Annotated in this window: 15 protein-coding genes; 9 read left to right on the top strand and 6 right to left on the bottom strand. The window is 37.7% G+C overall.

Annotated elements, in window-relative coordinates; genetic code table 11:
* The first annotated feature begins 13 nt into the window (after positions 1-13).
* From lpxK to HQN83_RS14645, 3 genes are read left to right on the top strand one after another with little or no spacing between them, the layout of a single operon-like run.
* Positions 14-1,075, top strand: coding sequence for a tetraacyldisaccharide 4'-kinase (gene lpxK / locus HQN83_RS14655; RefSeq protein ID WP_173091085.1), 1,062 nt, complete (start codon positions 14-16; stop codon positions 1,073-1,075).
* A complete protein-coding gene (locus HQN83_RS14650; RefSeq protein WP_173091084.1) occupies positions 1,047-1,862 on the top strand; it encodes a purine-nucleoside phosphorylase in 816 nt (271 codons plus the stop codon). The genes lpxK and HQN83_RS14650 overlap by 29 nt, the downstream gene beginning before the upstream one ends.
* Positions 1,862-3,883, top strand: a complete 2,022-nt coding sequence (locus HQN83_RS14645) for a putative porin (protein ID WP_173091083.1) — start codon at positions 1,862-1,864, stop codon at positions 3,881-3,883. The genes HQN83_RS14650 and HQN83_RS14645 overlap by 1 nt, the downstream gene beginning before the upstream one ends.
* A 248-nt stretch (positions 3,884-4,131) precedes the next feature.
* Here HQN83_RS14645 and HQN83_RS14640 read toward each other — a convergent pair whose 3' ends face one another.
* Positions 4,132-5,313, bottom strand: a complete 1,182-nt coding sequence (locus tag HQN83_RS14640) for an asparagine synthetase B (protein ID WP_217277395.1) — start codon at positions 5,311-5,313, stop codon at positions 4,132-4,134.
* Positions 5,314-5,532: 219 nt separating this feature from the next.
* Here HQN83_RS14640 and HQN83_RS14635 point away from each other — a divergent pair, with 219 nt between their 5' ends.
* Positions 5,533-5,994 (top strand): peptidylprolyl isomerase, encoded by a 462-nt coding sequence (locus HQN83_RS14635; RefSeq protein ID WP_173091081.1) that lies wholly within the window; start codon positions 5,533-5,535, stop codon positions 5,992-5,994.
* Position 5,995: 1 nt separating this feature from the next.
* Entirely contained in the window at positions 5,996-6,535 is a 540-nt protein-coding gene (locus HQN83_RS14630; protein ID WP_173091080.1) for a DUF5606 family protein, read from the top strand.
* A 457-nt stretch (positions 6,536-6,992) separates the two neighbouring features.
* Here HQN83_RS14630 and rlmH read toward each other — a convergent pair whose 3' ends face one another.
* Positions 6,993-7,466, bottom strand: coding sequence for a 23S rRNA (pseudouridine(1915)-N(3))-methyltransferase RlmH (gene rlmH / locus HQN83_RS14625; RefSeq protein ID WP_173091079.1), 474 nt, complete (start codon positions 7,464-7,466; stop codon positions 6,993-6,995).
* 79 nt (positions 7,467-7,545) lie between these two features.
* Here rlmH and HQN83_RS14620 point away from each other — a divergent pair, with 79 nt between their 5' ends.
* Both HQN83_RS14620 and HQN83_RS14615 read left to right on the top strand, forming a co-directional pair.
* The gene (locus HQN83_RS14620) at positions 7,546-9,372 is read left to right on the top strand and encodes a MutS-related protein (RefSeq protein ID WP_173091078.1); all 1,827 of its coding nucleotides are present in this window, start codon (positions 7,546-7,548) and stop codon (positions 9,370-9,372) included.
* 36 nt (positions 9,373-9,408) lie between these two features.
* The gene (locus tag HQN83_RS14615) at positions 9,409-10,749 is read left to right on the top strand and encodes a GH1 family beta-glucosidase (RefSeq protein ID WP_173091077.1); all 1,341 of its coding nucleotides are present in this window, start codon (positions 9,409-9,411) and stop codon (positions 10,747-10,749) included.
* A gap of 138 nt (positions 10,750-10,887) precedes the next feature.
* Here HQN83_RS14615 and HQN83_RS14610 read toward each other — a convergent pair whose 3' ends face one another.
* The gene (locus HQN83_RS14610) at positions 10,888-11,568 is read right to left on the bottom strand and encodes a tetratricopeptide repeat protein (RefSeq protein WP_173091076.1); all 681 of its coding nucleotides are present in this window, start codon (positions 11,566-11,568) and stop codon (positions 10,888-10,890) included.
* A 143-nt stretch (positions 11,569-11,711) separates the two neighbouring features.
* Here HQN83_RS14610 and HQN83_RS14605 point away from each other — a divergent pair, with 143 nt between their 5' ends.
* Positions 11,712-12,119: a putative signal transducing protein gene (locus HQN83_RS14605; protein WP_173091075.1), complete on the top strand. Its 408-nt coding sequence runs from the start codon at positions 11,712-11,714 to the stop codon at positions 12,117-12,119.
* Positions 12,120-12,142: 23 nt separating this feature from the next.
* Here the strand turns inward: HQN83_RS14605 and HQN83_RS14600 are convergent, their stop codons facing one another.
* A complete protein-coding gene (locus HQN83_RS14600; protein WP_173091074.1) occupies positions 12,143-12,580 on the bottom strand; it encodes a DoxX family membrane protein in 438 nt (145 codons plus the stop codon).
* Between the two features lie 198 nt (positions 12,581-12,778).
* Between HQN83_RS14600 and HQN83_RS14595 the strand changes: the two genes are divergently transcribed.
* Positions 12,779-14,743: a glycoside hydrolase family 97 protein gene (locus HQN83_RS14595; RefSeq protein ID WP_173091073.1), complete on the top strand. Its 1,965-nt coding sequence runs from the start codon at positions 12,779-12,781 to the stop codon at positions 14,741-14,743.
* 224 nt (positions 14,744-14,967) lie between these two features.
* Here HQN83_RS14595 and HQN83_RS14590 read toward each other — a convergent pair whose 3' ends face one another.
* Together HQN83_RS14590 and HQN83_RS14585 are read right to left on the bottom strand one after the other, a co-directional pair.
* Positions 14,968-17,244: an aconitate hydratase gene (locus tag HQN83_RS14590; protein ID WP_173091072.1), complete on the bottom strand. Its 2,277-nt coding sequence runs from the start codon at positions 17,242-17,244 to the stop codon at positions 14,968-14,970.
* 289 nt (positions 17,245-17,533) lie between these two features.
* Positions 17,534-18,151 carry a polysaccharide deacetylase family protein gene (locus HQN83_RS14585; protein ID WP_173091071.1) on the bottom strand — a complete coding sequence of 206 codons (618 nt, stop codon included), beginning with the start codon at positions 18,149-18,151 and terminating at the stop codon, positions 17,534-17,536.
* Positions 18,152-18,298 lie beyond the last annotated feature (147 nt).

Below are 18,298 nucleotides of genomic sequence, written 5' to 3'. Positions count from 1 at the left end.
TTTGAAAGCTCAGATGATTAAATACCTCCGACTGTTGTTACTTCCGTTTTCTGCCCTGTATGGTTTGGTGATTCTTATCAGGAACAAGCTATTTGATACTGGTATGTTTAAGCAAACAAGCTTCAACTTGCCGATTATCTGTGTGGGCAACCTTGTTGTTGGTGGCTCAGGTAAGAGCCCTGTAACAGAATACCTGGTAAATCTGCTTTCCGATAGGCGAATTGCCATTTTAAGTAGGGGGTACGGACGTAAAACCAAGGGATATATCCTTGCAGATAAAACCGCCACCGCCGAGACAATAGGTGATGAACCGATGCAGTTTTATAATAAGTTTTCTAATGTAACCGTGGCTGTTTGCGAAGATCGGGTAACAGGCATTAACCATTTAAAAAACAATCACGACATTATAATACTCGACGATGCCTTTCAGCATAGAAGTGTAAAGCCAGGTTTTAGCATTCTTCTTTTTGAGTATCAAAAGCTATTAAGACCACAATTTTTGCTTCCTGCCGGGAATTTAAGAGAACCATTTACGGGCTATCATCGTGCACAGGCGTTATTGGTTACCAAAGGGCCGGTTAAGATGGATATCCACCAAAAGCAAGCCTGTTTAGATAGATTTGATACTAATGCAAAAGAAAACCTATCATTCTCGTTTCTAACTTATGGTAACCTTACACATCTTATTAGTAAAGAGCAAAAGCCTTTGGCTTCAGTTTCAAATACTACAGCTGTGTTTTTAATAACAGGTATAGCCAATCCTTTACCTTTGTTAACTGAGTTGCAGAAATATACCTCACAGATAGATCATCATGATTATCCCGACCATTATCGGTTTACCACACAAAACATTCAACAACTGGTAAATGCCTTTAATAACAATCCATCTGAAGAAAAAATAATAATAACAACAGAAAAAGATGCGCAGCGTTTATTAGATGATGTATTAAAAGAATTACTTTTAAATTTGCCTGTCTTTTATTTGCCAGTTAAAATAACATTACAAGAAGAAGATAAAGCTACATTTGATCAAAAGATTTTAGATTATGTTTCAAGCGCTACACGAAACCGTTGAATATATAAAGAGAAAAACTGATAATTTCCTTCCGGAAATTGGAATTGTTTTAGGAACTGGACTAGGTGGTCTTGTTAATGATATTGAGGTAGAATACCAGTTAATGTATTCTAATATTCCTAATTTCCCAATCTCAACGTTAGAGTTTCATACCGGAAAACTGATCTTCGGAAAACTTAACGGTAAGAAAGTAGTTGCGATGCAAGGCCGTCTTCATTATTACGAAGGCTACTCTATGCAGCAAATCACATTCCCGATAAGAGTGATGAAAGTTTTAGGAATTGCTCATTTGTTTGTTTCAAATGCTGCGGGGTCATTAAATCCGGAATTTAAAAAAGGCGACCTAATGGTGATCAATGATCACATCAATTTGCAACCTGAGAGTCCTTTACGTGGTAGTAATGATTCAGATATGGGACCTCGTTTCCCTGATATGAGCCAGCCTTATAACAGAGCGTTAATAAAGCAAGCAATTAATATTGCTAACGACAACAACATTACTTGCCACCAAGGCGTTTACATTGCCGTAACGGGTCCTAATTTAGAAACAAAAGCAGAGTACAACTATTTACGAATTATTGGAGGTGATGCCGTAGGAATGAGTACTGTGCCGGAGGTTATCGTTGCCAATCATATGGGTGTTCCGGTGTTTGCAATTTCTGTATTAACAGATGAAGGATTTACCGAAGTGTTAGAGCCGGTAAGTCTCGAAGAAATAATAGAGACAGCAAAGATAGCCGAGCCTAAAATGACAAAAATATTGAGCCAGTTAATTTCAACTTTATAATGTATAAAAACATTGCCTTTCTTGTTTTTTGCTTTGTCATCTTCGGTGGTGCACAATTGTTTGCGCAGGATTTAAAAACTTCCGTTAGAGAGAATAAAGAGATGGATTCCTTAAGGAAAAAGGAAGAGGAAGGGCGAGACTCTGTAATATTTACCTCAAAATACATTAGGTATACTACACTCAGGCTCACAAAAGATAGCATACAAACTATAGCTCTGGATACAACCTTAACTGGTTTCCAGAACTTTAATGTGTTAGTACAACCAAGAACACCAACTGTTGGAGTTGGTAACTTAGGCCTATCAGCCAGACCTATGCTTTTTGAGCCCGTAAAAACCATAGGTTTTGATATAGGGATGCACAATTTGGATTATTATGCGATGACGCATGACGACATTAAGTATTACCAGGCCAGAACACCATTTACCAGTTTATATTATGTTAGTGCCGGCGAAGCAGAACAGGTTTTTAAAGTTGTACACTCCCAAAACATTAAGCCAAATTTTAATATTGGCCTTAATTTTAATAGAATAGGGGCAAACGGATATTATAGAAGGCAAAGGGGAGATGACCTCAATGGAGCACTCTTTAGTTGGTATCAATCGCCAAACAAAAGGTATAACCTATGGACGAGTGTTGTATTTAATACCCTTAAAACTCAAGAGAATGGTTCAATCATTAATGAATCCATTTTTACAGGTTCAGCCGCAAATAATTCGGTAGATAAGCTTACTGAACCAGTTAGGTTGCAAACAGGAAAGCGACTCTGGCGGCAAACGGGCTTTATGCTTAAACAAACCTATTTTGTTGGTCGTATAGATAGCGTTGCTCAGGAAATAACAAAAAAAATCCTTCCTACAAATAAGATATCCTATACTTTAAAGTACGATGCAAATTCCTACGCATTTCAAAAGGATGAAAATATTCCTAGTACGATTGATAGGGATATTGTTTTTCCAAATGGAATTGGTATTGCCGATACTACTTTTACCAATGACAGTACCAGATACAGCCATATACAAAATGAATTTATATACAGCTTTTTCTTAAGGTCAAAAGGAAGTTCAATTATCAAAAATGAACTGAAATTGGACGTAGGTATAAAGCACGACTTTTATAAGTATAATCAAATGGTGTTGTACAGAGACAGGACAAGATTTTATGATTATTCATCAACCTTCCAGAACATTACCCTGTTGGGTAACGCCGGTTATCGGTTAAGTGATAAGATAGATTTTAATGTTGATTTGCAACAAATCTTCCAGGGCCGTAACATCGGTGATTTTCTATACGAAGCTAAAAGTAATGTGAAGTTAAGTCAATCTGTGGGGCGTATTGTGCTTGGTGCTTATTTCCAAAATAAGTCGCCTGATGAAACTTATGTCAATTATTTTGGTAATCATTACCGTTGGGAAAATAATTTTGATCGTTCTAAAACCATCAATCTGTCTTTTAATTTTATTAACGATAAGTTCGGGTTTGATGCAGGCGCACAGTATTATTTAATAGACAATTACCTGTATTTTGGTCAGGATGATTTAGGCGGTATAAAGCCTTTTCAATTAGGTTCTTCTATAAATCTCCTTAAAATAACTGCCGGTAAAAAGTTCAAGTTTGGTAAGTTTAATCTGGAAAGTTATGTGGTTTACCAAAAAACAGATAATCCTGATAAGTTACGTACTCCGGAAATTTATACTTTCAATAGTTTTTATCTGGATCAAACCTTTTTTAAAGTGTTAAAGACAAATGTTGGGTTTGATGTGCGCTATAACACTCCATATAAGGCATATTCTTATTCAACAGCAACAGGTCAGTTTTATGTAGGTAAAGACATAACGTTTGATACCACACCAATTGTAGATGTATGGGTAAAAGCAAGCTTAAGAAGAGCTAATCTTTTTGTGAAATGCGATTATGTAAACCAAGGGTTAATTTACAAAGGATACTATACTGTTAACCGTTATCCAATGCCAGATCGTTTACTGTTCAAATTTGGTGTAAGCTGGAATTTTTACGATTAGTTTATTGCCGATTGGTTTATTGCAATTAGTTTATTGCGATTAAATTGGGCCTTTTGCGCTCATTAGGAGGTTGCTTGCCGTCATGAAGAGTCTCTCGCCGTCATGAAAAAAGCTCTTGCAATCATGCAAAAACCTCTTGTCGTCATCCTGAATTTATTTCAGGACCTCTCAAAACAAAGGCTGCCTAGTATGTGAGGGATCCTGAAATAAATTCAGGATGACGAGGAATATATTCAGGATTATAGCTACTAAGTTTTTTGCGGTTTCTTTTTAGCAGCCGGAAACAATACATTGTTCAATATCAACCTGTAGCCTGGCGAATTAGGGTGCAGGTTTAAGTCCGTTGGTGGATCTCCTACAGCATGCTGATAATCTTCAGGATCATGACCACCATAGAAAGTAAACTGGCCTTTGCCAATCTCTCCATTTAAATAACGCACTTCCTCAGCACCTTTATTTTCTCCAAGAACAGTTACACTTGGTTTTACAACACGCTTTTTAAATGCGGTAGTTTGCCCCATAAAGCCTTTGATAACCTTATCATGATTTTGAGTTAGCATAGTCGGCACAAGATCCCATTTTGCAGAGAAATCAAACAAAGTGAAAAAATCATTCGACTGTACCAACGTTCTTGTCTGGGTAGCATCAATATCAGAAAACTCATAATTATTCGGGTTTTCATCAAGCTTAAAATCTTTAAAAGCAAAGGTGTTATTGTAGTTGAGTTTACTCTGAGCCTGCGGATCGGCAGCATCACCATCAAACATACTTTCGCAAATATCTACACCCTCAGCGCTCAATGCAATGTCAAAACTATCAGTACCTGAGCACATGGCAAAAAGAAAACCTCCACCTGTACAGAATTCCTTTATTCGTTTTGCCACGGCAAGTTTTAATTGAGACACCTTAGTAAAACCATTTCTTTTAGCTGTAGCTTCTTGATTTTTAACATCCTCACGGTACCATGTCGCATTTCTAAATGAACTCCAAAAACGACCGTACTGACCGGTAAAATCCTCATGATGAAGGTGTAGCCAGTCGTAGGCCGACAGTTTATCCTTCAAAACATCATCGTCATATACTACGTCGTATGGGATTTCCGCATAAGTAAGTACCATTGTCACGGCATCATCCCATGGCAATTTACTTTTGGGCGAGTAAACAGCTATTTTGGGAGCTTTTTCAAGCTTTACCATTTCCATATTTACCTGCGGATCGCTGATCTCATTTAAAATACCCGTTACCTTTCCATCTGCAAGTATCTGATAAGAAACGCCTCTTGTTTTGCATTCATCTTCAATGGCTTTATTGTGGCCGATTAAAAAGCTGCCACCTCTATAATTCAAAAGCCAGCTAACATCCGCTTTCTGCTTTATGCTCCAATAGGCAATGCCATAAGCCTTTAAATGATTCTTTTGGTCCTCATCCATGTAGATAAGAATAGACGATGCCTTGGCAGCTATTGTAACTACAATTAAGAAAAACAGAAGGCCAAATTTTTTAAAGCTTAAAATCATGCGTTTGTATCAATGAGTACGAATGTATATTTTTTGTATACCAATATAAAATTATAATGTACATATAACGCTTTTAGTATAAATTGCATATAAAAACTATTTTATCTAAGTTTGGCGTTTACAAAAAATAACATGAGTAAAGCAATAATTAAAACAGAGAAAGGGAACATGACTGTTCAGTTTTATGATCAGGATGCACCAAATACAGTTGCTAACTTTAAAAAATTAGCTAACGAAGGATTTTATGATGGGATTACATTTCACAGAGTAATACCAAACTTTGTGGTTCAGGCTGGATGTCCAAACTCTAAAGATCCTGCAAAAGCACACTTAGCAGGTACTGGTGGCCCAGGTTATAAAATTGATTGTGAGCTTTCTGGTGAGAACCAATATCATGACCGTGGTGTTTTATCGATGGCACATGCCGGAAGAAACACTGGTGGATCACAGTTTTTTATCTGCCACAGCAGAGACAATACTGCTCACTTAGATAGAAATCATACTGTATTCGGTAAAGTAGTAGAAAATGTCGATATTGTTGATGATATTAAACAAGGTGACAAGATTTTAGGAATAGAAGTAATAGAGGATTAATATGAATTTAAGAGGAATAGTAGCAGTATCTGGGAGACCAGGCCTATTTAAACTAGTAGGGCAAAATAAAGGCGGATATGTTCTTGAGAGCCTTGATGCTCAAAAAGTTAAAATTGTAGCCAATATTACTACAACCAAACTTGCATCATTAGAAGACATTACCATTTACGGTGAAGATGAAGATCTGAAACTTGTAGATGTTTTGGCTAACATTGCTGCCGCTAAAGGAAACGTTCCTGATGCAAAATCAGAAATAACGGCTTTAAAAGCATTCTTTAAAGAAGTAGCTCCAGCTCATGATGAAGAGAAAGTATATACCTCTGACATGAAAAAGATCATTACTTGGTATCATTTACTAAAAGAATTGCCTTTGTTTTCAGAGGAAGCACCTTCAGTAACACCAGAGCAAGAAGCTTTAAAAGCAGAAGAGAAAAGCGATAAAAAGCCAAAAGCAACGCCAAAACCGGCAAATGCAAAGGCTCCGGCTAAAACATCACAGCCAGCTAAAAAAGCAAACATGACCAGTAAAAAAGGCGTGTAGTTAGCTGATATAATATTAAATAAAACAGGCTGCTCAATGTTAAGTTGAGCAGCCTGTTTTGTTATATATGGGCATAGTCTTTTAAAACGGCCGTCATCCTGAATTTATTTCAGGACCTCTCAAGAGAAAGATGGCTTTACTAGTGCGAGGTCCTGAAATAAATTCAGGATGACGGCGGGATTAATTAGTTCCTGCATAACTGATAGTTCCTGCAAACTTATGATGACGGCAAGGTTATCAGTTTTACCCCCAAATCCCCTTGTTGTTTTAAGCTAGATACCAGATCAGCAAAAACGCTATTGCCGAAATAACAATAGCAATAATGTAGCTTAAACGATCCTTTCTCTTGTCACTTTTAAACCTATAATTTCTTTTATAATCTGATGGTAAGCGCATAGTAAATCTCCTTTTATATAATGATGACAGCCGTTTTAAATTTCCATAAAATTAATACAGATTATTCATGGTGATATGGCTCACCCTTTAAAATACTAAAAGCCCTGTACAGCTGTTCTACAAAGAATAAACGTACCATTTGGTGAGAAAAAGTCATATCAGAAAGCGACATGCTTCCGTTAGCCCGTTTATAAACAGACTCATCAAAGCCATAAGGCCCGCCTATTACAAATACCAAATGCTGAACACTTCCAATCATCTGTTTGTTTAAATAATTAGAAAAAAGAACAGAAGTATATTTTTTGCCCTTTTCATCAAGTAAAATTACAGTATCCGGATTACTGATGTGCTTTAACATCATCTCAGCCTCTTTGCTTTTTTGCTGTGCTTCGCTTAAGTTTTTAGTGTTTTTCACATCAGGAATAACAATCATATTAAAGCCGATGTAATGTTTTAATCGATTTAAATACTTTTCAATACCCTCAATAAGGTATTTTTCTTCAGTTTTTCCTGTAACAAGTAGTGTAATTTTCATCTAATTAGCGGAGTAATAATCAATTCCCTATATTTAACAAACCGAGCCGAAGCAAAACAGTTCAACGGAGAAAAATACAATGATAAGAACAAAAGATAGCATTTTAAACGATTACAGAAATAATGTAGAGAGCCAGCAAGCCCAAATTGATGGCCTCAAAAGTAAACTCAATAAAATATCATTCTCCCGCTTAGGCCTTTTTATTGCCGAGATATTAATAGTTGCCCTCATCATAAATATGGGGTTTTCTTGGGTATTAATAGCACTAACCGCTATCCCGGTAATCCTTTTTATGATTTTGGTAAAAAAGCAAAGTGAGGTGCAACAGGAGCTAACCTATGCAGAGCAGCTTTTGTGGGTTTACCAAAATGAAGTAAATCACATTACTTCAAACATTAATGGATATAGCAATGGCGAAAACTATGCCGACGAGTACCATCCATATTCATCTGATTTGGATATTTACGGACAAGGGACTTTGTTTGCTCACATCAATAGGTGCAATACCAATAATGGCTTAAATATCCTTGCAGAAAATCTTGGGAGGCCAAATGAAAAGGAAGTTATTTTACAGCGACAGGAAGCTATTGCCGAATTAACTGAGCATATAGATAAAACCTTTCACTTCAGGGCCGAATTACAAAACCACAAACCAGGGCAACTTGATGTTATTAAGGATAAGCTGGAGCATCAGCTACCCAATCACCTAACATTTACTAAAAGTAAAGCACTTCAGTTATACGTAAAAATAGGACCTTATATTACCATCGGCCTGCTTATACTTGGTGCTATATTTGGCGGCTATGTATGGAAGATATTTGGCTTTGTAGCCATATTTAATATGGGGATCATCTTTTTCAACCTCAAATACATTAATCAGATTTATTATGGGTTTACAGGAAGCTCAAATTTACTAGACTCCTTTTCTGGCACGGTAAAGTGGACAGAAGATATAGTTTGGCGGAGCCCTTATATTAAAGACTTTTTTAAGGGTAATGACGAGAAAAATAAAACAAACGATCCTGTAAGTAAACAAATCAAACAACTAGCTTCCATCATAAAGGCATTTGATGTGAGACTAAATCCGTTTTTAGGTTTTCTTTTAAACCTGTTTTTGCTATTAGATTTAAAATGCTCTTTCGATTTAATTAAATGGTATGCAAAATCTTCAGCTAATTTGGTAGGAGGCCTGTATAGGATCAGCCAGTTCGAAGAACTTATTTCCTTTGCAACACTTAATCATAATCAGCCAGATTGGAACTTTCCAACAATTGCAGATACCTTTACCTTACATGGTACTGAATTAGGACATCCGCTAATTCACGAAAGCGCGCGCGTAGCGAACGATTTTGGTTTGGAGGGACATCCGACGGTTGATATCGTTACAGGCTCTAATATGGCCGGAAAAAGCACATTCCTGCGTACAGTAGGTATTAACATGGTGCTTGCCTTTTCAGGCGCCCCGGTTTGCGCTAAAGAAATGTCGCTTTCTATATTTAAAGTGCTTTCATATATGCGTATCAAGGATTCGCTGAACGATCAAACATCAACTTTTAAAGCAGAGCTAAACAGACTTAAAATGATCCTCGATGCGATCAGTATTTCCGAAAATTCATTTGTACTGATTGATGAAATGCTTAGAGGAACAAATAGCAAGGATAAATACCTGGGTTCAAAGGTGTTCATAGAAAGGCTAATTGCACAAAAAACACCTGCGCTGTTTGCCACTCACGATCTGCAGCTTTCAGAAATGGAAGCCGACCATAGCCACGAAGTTAGAAACTACCATTTTGATATTCAGATTGCAGAAGACGAAATGAAGTTTGATTATAAATTGAAGCATGGCCCTTGCAAAACATTTAATGCCGCTCTGTTACTCAAACAGATAGGCTTAACATTAAGTTAATACCATAATGCCATATTGCCTTTAATAACTAAAAGTATGATTAAAGCGTCTGATTTTGGAGCCGATTTTTTATGGGGCGTAGCAGCGGCTGCGGCGCAAATTGAAGGTGCTGCGGATGGTTATGGCAAAGGCCCATCAATTTGGGATACCTTCTCTAAAAGATCAGGCAAAATAAAAAGAGGACATCAGCCTACACAGGCCTGCGATTTTTATCATAAGTACAAAGAGGATATTGCGCTTGTTAAAACACTTGGTTTCTCCGTTTTTAGGTTTTCAATATCCTGGCCCAGAATCCTTCCCTACGGTAAAGGCGTAATAAATAAAGAAGGTATCTTGTTTTATCACAATGTGATTGATGAGTGCCTCGCTAACGGCATAATCCCTTATGTAACTCTTTACCATTGGGATTTACCAGATGCATTGGAAGAAGAAGGAGGGTGGACCGCTTACAGCGTAAACGATTCCTTTAATAATTTTGTATCCATCTGCGCCAAAGAATATGGCGATAAGGTTAAGAATTGGATAGTTTTAAATGAACCCTTCGGATTTACCTCGCTTGGCTACATGTTGGGCATACACGCCCCCGGAAAAACAGGTTTAACCAATTTCTTTTCAGCCGTTCATCATACCGCAATAGCACAAGCCGATGGTGGACGAATATTAAGGGCTGAAGTTCAGAATGCTAATATTGGAACCAGTTTCTCTTGCTCGGAGGTTATGCCTTATACGCAAAGCGATGCCGATATAACCGCCGCTAAAAGGATAGACTGTTTAATGAACAGGCTATTTATTGAGCCAACACTCGGAATGGGCTATCCAGGGGCAGATTGGGATTTGATGGAGAAGTTTTCTATTCAGCATTCTACCTGGCGACATACCGAACGCCTAACTTTTGACTTCGATTTTATTGGTTTGCAAAACTATTTCCCGCTAACTATAAAATACAATGCGTTTATTCCTGTTTTGCAAGCATGGGAAGTAAAGGCCAAAAGCCGAAAGAAACCTCATACCGCAATGGGATGGGAAATAAACGCCGATAGTTTTTATAATATCATTAAACAATTTGCTTCTTATCCCGGTATTAAAAAGTTAATGATTACCGAAAATGGGGCAGCATATCATGATAAGCTTTCCGGCGGTCATATTCACGATCCGGAACGGATAGCTTATTTTGAACTTTATTTAGCAGCCTTGCTAAAGGCTAAAAATGAAGGGTTAAATATTTCAGGATACATGGCCTGGACATTGATGGATAATTTTGAATGGGCAGAGGGTTTCAATGCACGTTTTGGATTGGTTCATACAGATTTTAAAACTCAACACAGAACCATTAAGGACTCCGGTTATTGGTTTCAGCAATTTTTGAAAGCGATTTAATACGGCTCTAAAATCGAGATGAAGTTATTCCACATTGACCACACGGTGAGTTCACACTGAGTCCACCTTTTTTCTAGCAAAACGTGGACTAGACGTGGACTCAGTGTGGACTCACCGTGGACTGACTATAGGAAGATTTTAGGTATGAGCTAGTAAACCATCCTGACCTAAAACCGTATTTATATACTCCGCTCTTGTGCTACTTTTAAGTGCTTCATATCCCGATTCAACTTTGGTGTCTTTTGGGAACAGTGCTTGTAATTTACTTAGCACGTCCAATGGTTCTTTACTATCTTTTTTAATGATAAAAATATTGAAGGCTCTTGAAACTGCTTCAGCAATTTGTTCCTGAGTCATGTTTTTGTTTATTGCAGGTGCAGGCTTGGCCGAAATAATTTGTAACGCTGCCTCATAATCCTTATTTGATAGATCGGTTTTGCCTAGCTGTTCGTATACTAATCCTCGCTTTATTAAAATATCCGGATTGTTTGGCTGGTTTTTTAACCAATCAGAAGATAGGGGGATGTTTTCATTAAACAGTTGCATGGAGTTATTGAAATTCCAGAGGTTCAAGTAGGCAATTTGATAAGTAGGATCAATTTCTATGGCCTGTTTCCAAAGGCTAGCTATTTTTAAAACTGAATCTTTAGATATGTTTCGGCTAATAAAATTCATCTGTATCTTAACTGCGCTATCATTAAGTACAACCGCTTTTTGGTCGAATCGCTGATCTCCTGTTTTTTCTGATTGATTGCAGGATACGAATGCACTGGTAAGAAATAAAGCTGCTAGCAGGTAAGGTTTAATGGTTGTGTTCATGATTGGATATATTTGGCTTTGCTTTTTAAAAGCTGAGCTAATATAGGAAATCACTAAATTATTACAGCTAGTTTTCTTGTTGGTTTGTCCAAAATAGCCCAATTTAGATGCTTTTCAGTATATTTATTGCCAAAGGAGATTAAGTGGATAAAATTATAGTATTAACAACTTTTTACAATCCAATTGAGGCCAATATTGTGAAAGCACGATTGTTGGATAGCGGCGTTCAATGTTTTTTATCTGATGAGAATTCAATCACATTAAATCCTTTGTATACTCAGGCTTATGGAGGGGTTAGGCTGCATGTTTTTGAAAAGGACATCCCTCTGGCAAAAAGCATTCTGCAAGACGAAAATGTTCAGTTACCAGATGAGGAAACTGAGCCAGGAGTTGAGGTTTGTCCTAACTGTGGTTCAAATCATGTAGGCTTTGTACAGGCCACTAAAAAGAGATTTGGCCTGCTAACAATGATAGTTTCCTTTGCACTAATGGTTTATCCTTTTCATGTTAAGAAAACTTATCATTGCTTTGATTGCGAGCATGAGTTTTAGCTTTAATTAAAAGCCAATATCAATTAAACAACCACCTTTTTTTCGTGTTCTATAGACAATACTCCGTCTCCTTCAATTAAAAAGCAGACTAAGCCGACTAGGACAATACATGACACCCAAAACTCAGCATATGGTCTAAATATGTCTGCTCTTAGATTAACAAAGAATACAGCCACGATAAGTATAGGCAAGTTGAGCGCACAAAATAAACGCGTTTGCGAACCTATGGCAATCAGTATTCCGCCAATGATATGGAGCACAATAATAATGTGCGCCATTAGGCTAATTGATACTGCTACCCCTAGCATGGCATCTTTCATCATGTTGGTAAAGGCTTGTAGATTTGATGCAAACGCAATGCCTTTCCAGATAAGTACAAGGCCTAAAAGAATCCTAAAATAGTCGATCCATTTTGGGTGATGATGATTACCCCAGTTTTGAACTTTAGTGAGTACATTCATAATCTTAGTATTTGGTTGAATGAATTTACTAAAAAAAATAATCATTTCCAGCTTTAATGCTGAAAGAAAGACTTTACCATCAAACGGGGTTGAGTAAATGGTTTTAGCAAATAAAATTGCTACCTTTAATGTTACAAAACTGAACCAAATATATTGTAATCACACAAACTCAACCGTATAGACTAAACCACTATTTTCATGAATTTTTTTAATAAACTCGTACTAACTCTTGTAGCCGTGTTCGGATTTTCGGCTGCGGTAAATGCTCAGGCAAAAAATATTGAGCTTAAATCTCCTGGTGGGGGATTGAAAGTTTCAGTGAATGTATCCGACAAGATATATTATTCTATTTCCTCTGGCGATGATTTGCTGTTGGAAAAGAACCATTTGCAGATGAGCCTTAGAAATGAGGTTTTGGGGCAAAATCCAAAATTAACCGGTAGCAAAAAGGGACAGGGTAATGAAACCATTAAACCTTATGTTTCTTTAAAATTTTCTACTGTTAAAAATAATTACAACGCTGTGTTGCTCAATTTTAAGGGCGGGTATAATGTAGAGTTTCGTGCATTTGATGATGGTATTGCTTATCGCTTTATTACCAATAAGAAGGATAGCATAGAGGTATTGAATGAGGAGTTTGCAGTTAACTTTCCGGCAGAGTATGCGCTTCATTTGCAACAACCGGGTGGTTTTAAAACAGCCTACGAAGAGCTGTATTCGGAGGTAAAATCAAGTGAATGGAAACCTGAAAATAAGATGTCGACTCTTCCTGTACTTATTGATACCAAGAAGAAATACAAGATACTGATAAGTGAGTCTGACCTGACTGATTATCCTTGTATGTTTCTTAAAGGCACTGGAAATAATGGGATGTCGGCTACGTTTCCTAAGGTTCCGCTTAAATTTGGAGATGATGGCGACCGTAGCTTGAAAATTCTTAAAGAGGCTGATTACATTGCAAAAACTTCGGGAACGCGTAGTTTCCCATGGAGATATTTTGTAGTAACTTCTAATGATAAGCAGCTTTTAGAAAACACCATGACTTTAAAGTTGGCTTCGCCAAGTGTAATTAAGGATCCTAGCTGGGTTAAACCTGGTCAGGCAAGTTGGGAGTGGTGGAATGATGCTGCGCCATATGGCCCCGATGTGAATTTTGTTTCGGGCTATAACCTGGCTACATATAAGTATTACATAGACTTTGCTGCTAAATTTGGTATACCTTATATCATTATGGATGAGGGTTGGGCAAAGAGCACCAGAGATCCTTATACGCCAAATCCGGATGTTGATGTACACGAGCTGATTCGTTATGGTAAAGAGAAGAATGTTGGTGTGGTGCTTTGGTTAACCTGGTTAACTGTTCATAAAAACATGGAGTTGTTTAAGACTTTCCAGGAATGGGGTGTAAAAGGCGTTAAAATAGACTTTATGGATCGTAGCGATCAATGGATTGTTAATTACTATGAGGATGTTGCTAAGGAAGCGGCAAAGCATAAACTGTTTGTCGATTTTCATGGTGCGTTTAAACCTGCAGGACTGGAATATAAATATCCAAATGTGATTTCTTACGAAGGGGTTAGGGGATTGGAGCAGATGGGTGGTTGTTATCCTGATAATAGCTTGTATCTTCCGTTTATGCGTAATGCCGTTGGTCCGATGGATTATACTCCGGGTGCTATGATCAGTATGCAGCCTGATGTTTACAGAGCCGACAGGCCAAATGCTGCAAGCATTGGCACGCGTGCTTATCAATTGGCTTTGTTTGTAGTTTTTGAAAGTGGTATACAGATGTTGGCTGATAATCCTACGTTATATTACAGAAATCTGGAGTGCACAGAGTTTATCACAAGTGTGCCAACTACATGGGATGAAACTAAGGCGCTAGAGGCAAAGATTGGTGAGGTTGCGGTAGTGGCTAAGCGTAAAAAGGATAAATGGTTTATAGGTGCAATTGCCAATGGTAAGGAAAAGGAAAGAACTGTTTCTTTAGATTTTGATTTTCTTGAAAAAGGTAGGACTTATACCATGACTTATTTTGAAGATGGAATTAATGCAGGTCGTCAGGCTATGGATTATAGAAAGAAAACTGTGCAGGTGAAATCTGGAGATAAGATGGATATTAAGATGGTTCGCAATGGCGGATGGGCTGCGGTGATTCAATAATTGAAAAGCAGCTGCAGAAAGTAACACGATCCGTCATCCTGAATTTATTTTGCTTCGCAGCTTCTTCGAGGTCAGGACCTCGCAAGAGAAAGAAAGCCTTGCTTATGTGAGGTCCTGAAATAAATTCAGGATGACGATCGTATAAAAAATAGTTCAACACAAAAGGCCTGAATCATTGATTCAGGCCTTTTGTGTATTAAGGTATTTTACTGAGATATTAGCTCCTAAGCGTTTTTAGCTGCTGCATCTCTACGAATGATATTCAATGCACCACCTGCTTTGAACCATTCGATTTGTTGTTCGTTATAACTGTGATTAACAGATATTTCTTCTTTAGTTCCATCAGCGTGGTTTAATACTAAAGTAAGAGGAACATCAGGAGTGAATGTTGTTAATCCAATAATATCGATAACATCACCTTCTAATATTTTATCGTAATCTTCTTTGTTAACAAAGGTTAAGCCAAGCATACCTTGTTTCTTAAGGTTGGTTTCGTGGATACGGGCAAATGATTTTACCAATACAGCACGTACACCTAAGTGACGAGGCTCCATAGCTGCGTGCTCGCGGCTTGATCCTTCACCATAGTTTTCATCACCAACAACGATAGAACCTAAACCTGCAGCTTTATAATCTCTTTGGGTTGCCGGTACAGGACCGTACTCGCCAGTAAGTTCATTTTTAACTGAGTCAGTTTTCTCATTAAAGTAGTTTACAGCACCGATTAACATGTTGTTAGAAATGTTATCTAAGTGACCGCGGAATTTTAACCATGGACCAGCCATTGAGATATGGTCAGTAGTACATTTTCCTTTTGCTTTAATTAACAACTTAAGGCCTTTAAGGTCTGTACCTTCCCATGGAGTAAATGGATCAAGTAATTGTAACCTGTGTGAAGTTGGAGAAACAAGTACTTCTACTTTACTTCCGTCTTCAGCCGGTTTCTGATAACCTGCATCTTCAACTGCAAAACCTTGAGTAGGTAATTCGAATCCAGTTGGAGCATCAAGTTTTACTTGTTCGCCTTTATCGTTAGTTAAAGTATCTGTTAACGGGTTAAAGCTTAAATCACCTGCAATAGCTAATGCTGTTACTAATTCCGGAGAACCAACAAAAGCAAAAGTATTAGGGTTACCGTCAGCACGTTTCGCAAAGTTGCGGTTAAACGAGTGAACGATAGTGTTTCTCTCTTGTTTATCAGAACCAACTCTGTCCCACATACCAATACATGGTCCGCAAGCATTTGTAAATACTTTAGCACCGATGCTTTTGAATACGTCTAAGAATCCATCACGTTGAATGGTGTAACGGATTTGCTCAGAACCAGGATTGATACAGTATTCAGATTTAGCAGTTAAGCCTTTTTCTGATACTTGTTTTGCAATACTGATTGCACGAGAAATATCTTCGTATGATGAGTTGGTACATGAACCGATCAATCCTACATCGATTTTCATTGGCCATCCGTTAGCAGCTGCAACTTCTTTCATTTTAGAGATAGGAGTAGCTAAATCTGGAGTGAATGGACCATTCAAATAAGGCTCAAGTTCAGATAAGTTAATTTCGATGATTTGATCGAAGTATTTTTCAGGCTCTGCATAAACTTCAGCATCGCCGGTTAAGTGTTCTTTAATTGCGTTTGCTGCATCAGCAACTTCAGCTCTATCGGTAGCACGTAAGTAACGCTCCATGCTCTCGTCGTAACCAAATGTTGACGTAGTTGCACCAATTTCAGCACCCATATTACAAATGGTTCCTTTACCGGTACAGCTCATGCTTGTTGCGCCTTCGCCAAAATATTCAACAATTGCACCTGTTCCACCTTTTACGGTAAGAATGCCTGCAACTTTAAGAATAACATCTTTTGCAGATACCCATCCACTTAATTTTCCGGTAAGTTTAATACCAATTAGTTTAGGGAATTTTAGTTCCCATGGTAATCCTGCCATTACATCACAAGCATCAGCACCACCAACACCTATTGCAACCATACCTAAACCACCTGCGTTTACAGTGTGAGAGTCGGTACCTATCATCATTCCACCCGGGAAAGCATAGTTTTCTAAAACAACCTGGTGAATAATACCTGCACCTGGTTTCCAGAAACCAATACCATATTTGTTAGAAACTGAAGCTAAAAAGTCAAATACTTCCTTACTTTCAGTGTTTGCAGCCGGTAAGTCAATTTCAGCACCATTCTTTGCCGTGATCAAGTGATCGCAATGAACGGTAGAAGGAACAGCAACCCTTGGTCTGCCTGCCTGCATAAATTGCAATAAAGCCATTTGTGCAGTAGCATCTTGCATGGCCACACGGTCAGGAGCAAAGTCTACGTAATCAGTACCTCTTGTGTAAGCGGTATTTGTATTTCCATCCCAAAGGTGGGTGTAAAGAATTTTTTCTGAGAGTGTTAAAGGTCTGCCTACTAATTTACGAGCCGCCTCAACGCGGGGGCCAAAGTTTGCATACACCTTTTTGATCATTTCTATATCAAAAGCCATTGATAATATGTGTTAAAAGGGTAAGTTATTCTTATTATTTGTAGCGAATTTACAAAAAAAAATAGGGGTAGGACATCATCTGCTTATCATTATATTATTTATACCTATTCTAAATAATGTTAGCTGATTATTCGCTTAAATCTTTGCAAAATAGAGGCGGTCATTTTTGAACAGTGTTGTTCGTTTTTGAACACCTGTGTGTTTTTTGTTTGCTGTAATGTGTTGTTTTTAAGTCTGTTGCGTTGGATTGTCGTTTTGGCCTAAGCTTAGCTGTTGCGATCATGAAAAATTAAAGAGAATCGAAGCGATAACCGAGATCAGAAAAATGTTTCAACACTCTGGGTAATGCATATTTCATTCGGTCGTAGGCTTTCAAGCTGTCATGAAAAACTACAATTGATCCGTTGCCAGTATGTTTTATCACATTGTTGTAGCATTTGTGAGGGGCAAGGTTGATGTCAAAATCACCGCTTAGTACATCCCACATGATGATCTGGGTTTCAGGGTTTAGTGCTCTGATGCTGGTGACCTGAGATTTTTTAATTCTGCCGTAAGGCGGACGAAATAAATTTGTGTTAGTTATTTCCTGACACTTTTGGAAGTTTTTGGTGTATATTTCATCCGGCGTTTTCCATCCTTTTAAATGGTTAAAAGTATGGTTGCCGATGCGGTGGCCGTCGTTCTTTATCTTCTCAAAAATATCAGGATGTTTGTGAATATTATCTCCAATGCAAAAGAATGTTGCTTTTGCATTAAAGCTTTTTAAAGTTTTTAATGCAAAGTCTGTAACATCTGGTATAGGTCCATCGTCAAAGGTTAAATAAATAACTTTTTGATCCCGGCTCTTGTGCCAGGTTAATGATGGGTAATACCATTTTAATAAAAGCGGGGATTTTATCAGGTACATGCCCAAACTTAGAGAAAATTTTAAATCTATTGGCTTCTTTTAAGTCAAATAGAAGAAAAATGGAGGATGAGAAGATTGAAAAAATACGGTTGTTGTACCCGAAAATTTACAAAATGAATAAGTTGTTTATATTAATATTGTGAAACC

This window comes from Pedobacter foliorum, from assembly GCF_013266735.1.
GTDB classification, from domain to species: domain Bacteria; phylum Bacteroidota; class Bacteroidia; order Sphingobacteriales; family Sphingobacteriaceae; genus Pedobacter; species Pedobacter foliorum.
Note: the sequence above shows the minus strand (reverse complement) of the source record. Positions and strands in the feature narration are given on the sequence as shown.

Coding starts and splice junctions, on each gene's coding strand:
- lpxK (WP_173091085.1), top strand. CDS start 14: ATGATTAAATACCTCCGACTGTTGTTACTTCCGTTTTCTGCCCTGTAT.
- HQN83_RS14650 (WP_173091084.1), top strand. CDS start 1,047: ATGTTTCAAGCGCTACACGAAACCGTTGAATATATAAAGAGAAAAACT.
- HQN83_RS14645 (WP_173091083.1), top strand. CDS start 1,862: ATGTATAAAAACATTGCCTTTCTTGTTTTTTGCTTTGTCATCTTCGGT.
- HQN83_RS14640 (WP_217277395.1), bottom strand. CDS start 5,313: ATGGATGAGGACCAAAAGAATCATTTAAAGGCTTATGGCATTGCCTAT.
- HQN83_RS14635 (WP_173091081.1), top strand. CDS start 5,533: ATGAGTAAAGCAATAATTAAAACAGAGAAAGGGAACATGACTGTTCAG.
- HQN83_RS14630 (WP_173091080.1), top strand. CDS start 5,996: ATGAATTTAAGAGGAATAGTAGCAGTATCTGGGAGACCAGGCCTATTT.
- rlmH (WP_173091079.1), bottom strand. CDS start 7,466: ATGAAAATTACACTACTTGTTACAGGAAAAACTGAAGAAAAATACCTT.
- HQN83_RS14620 (WP_173091078.1), top strand. CDS start 7,546: ATGATAAGAACAAAAGATAGCATTTTAAACGATTACAGAAATAATGTA.
- HQN83_RS14615 (WP_173091077.1), top strand. CDS start 9,409: ATGATTAAAGCGTCTGATTTTGGAGCCGATTTTTTATGGGGCGTAGCA.
- HQN83_RS14610 (WP_173091076.1), bottom strand. CDS start 11,568: ATGAACACAACCATTAAACCTTACCTGCTAGCAGCTTTATTTCTTACC.
- HQN83_RS14600 (WP_173091074.1), bottom strand. CDS start 12,580: ATGAATGTACTCACTAAAGTTCAAAACTGGGGTAATCATCATCACCCA.
- HQN83_RS14595 (WP_173091073.1), top strand. CDS start 12,779: ATGAATTTTTTTAATAAACTCGTACTAACTCTTGTAGCCGTGTTCGGA.
- HQN83_RS14590 (WP_173091072.1), bottom strand. CDS start 17,244: ATGGCTTTTGATATAGAAATGATCAAAAAGGTGTATGCAAACTTTGGC.
- HQN83_RS14585 (WP_173091071.1), bottom strand. CDS start 18,151: ATGTACCTGATAAAATCCCCGCTTTTATTAAAATGGTATTACCCATCA.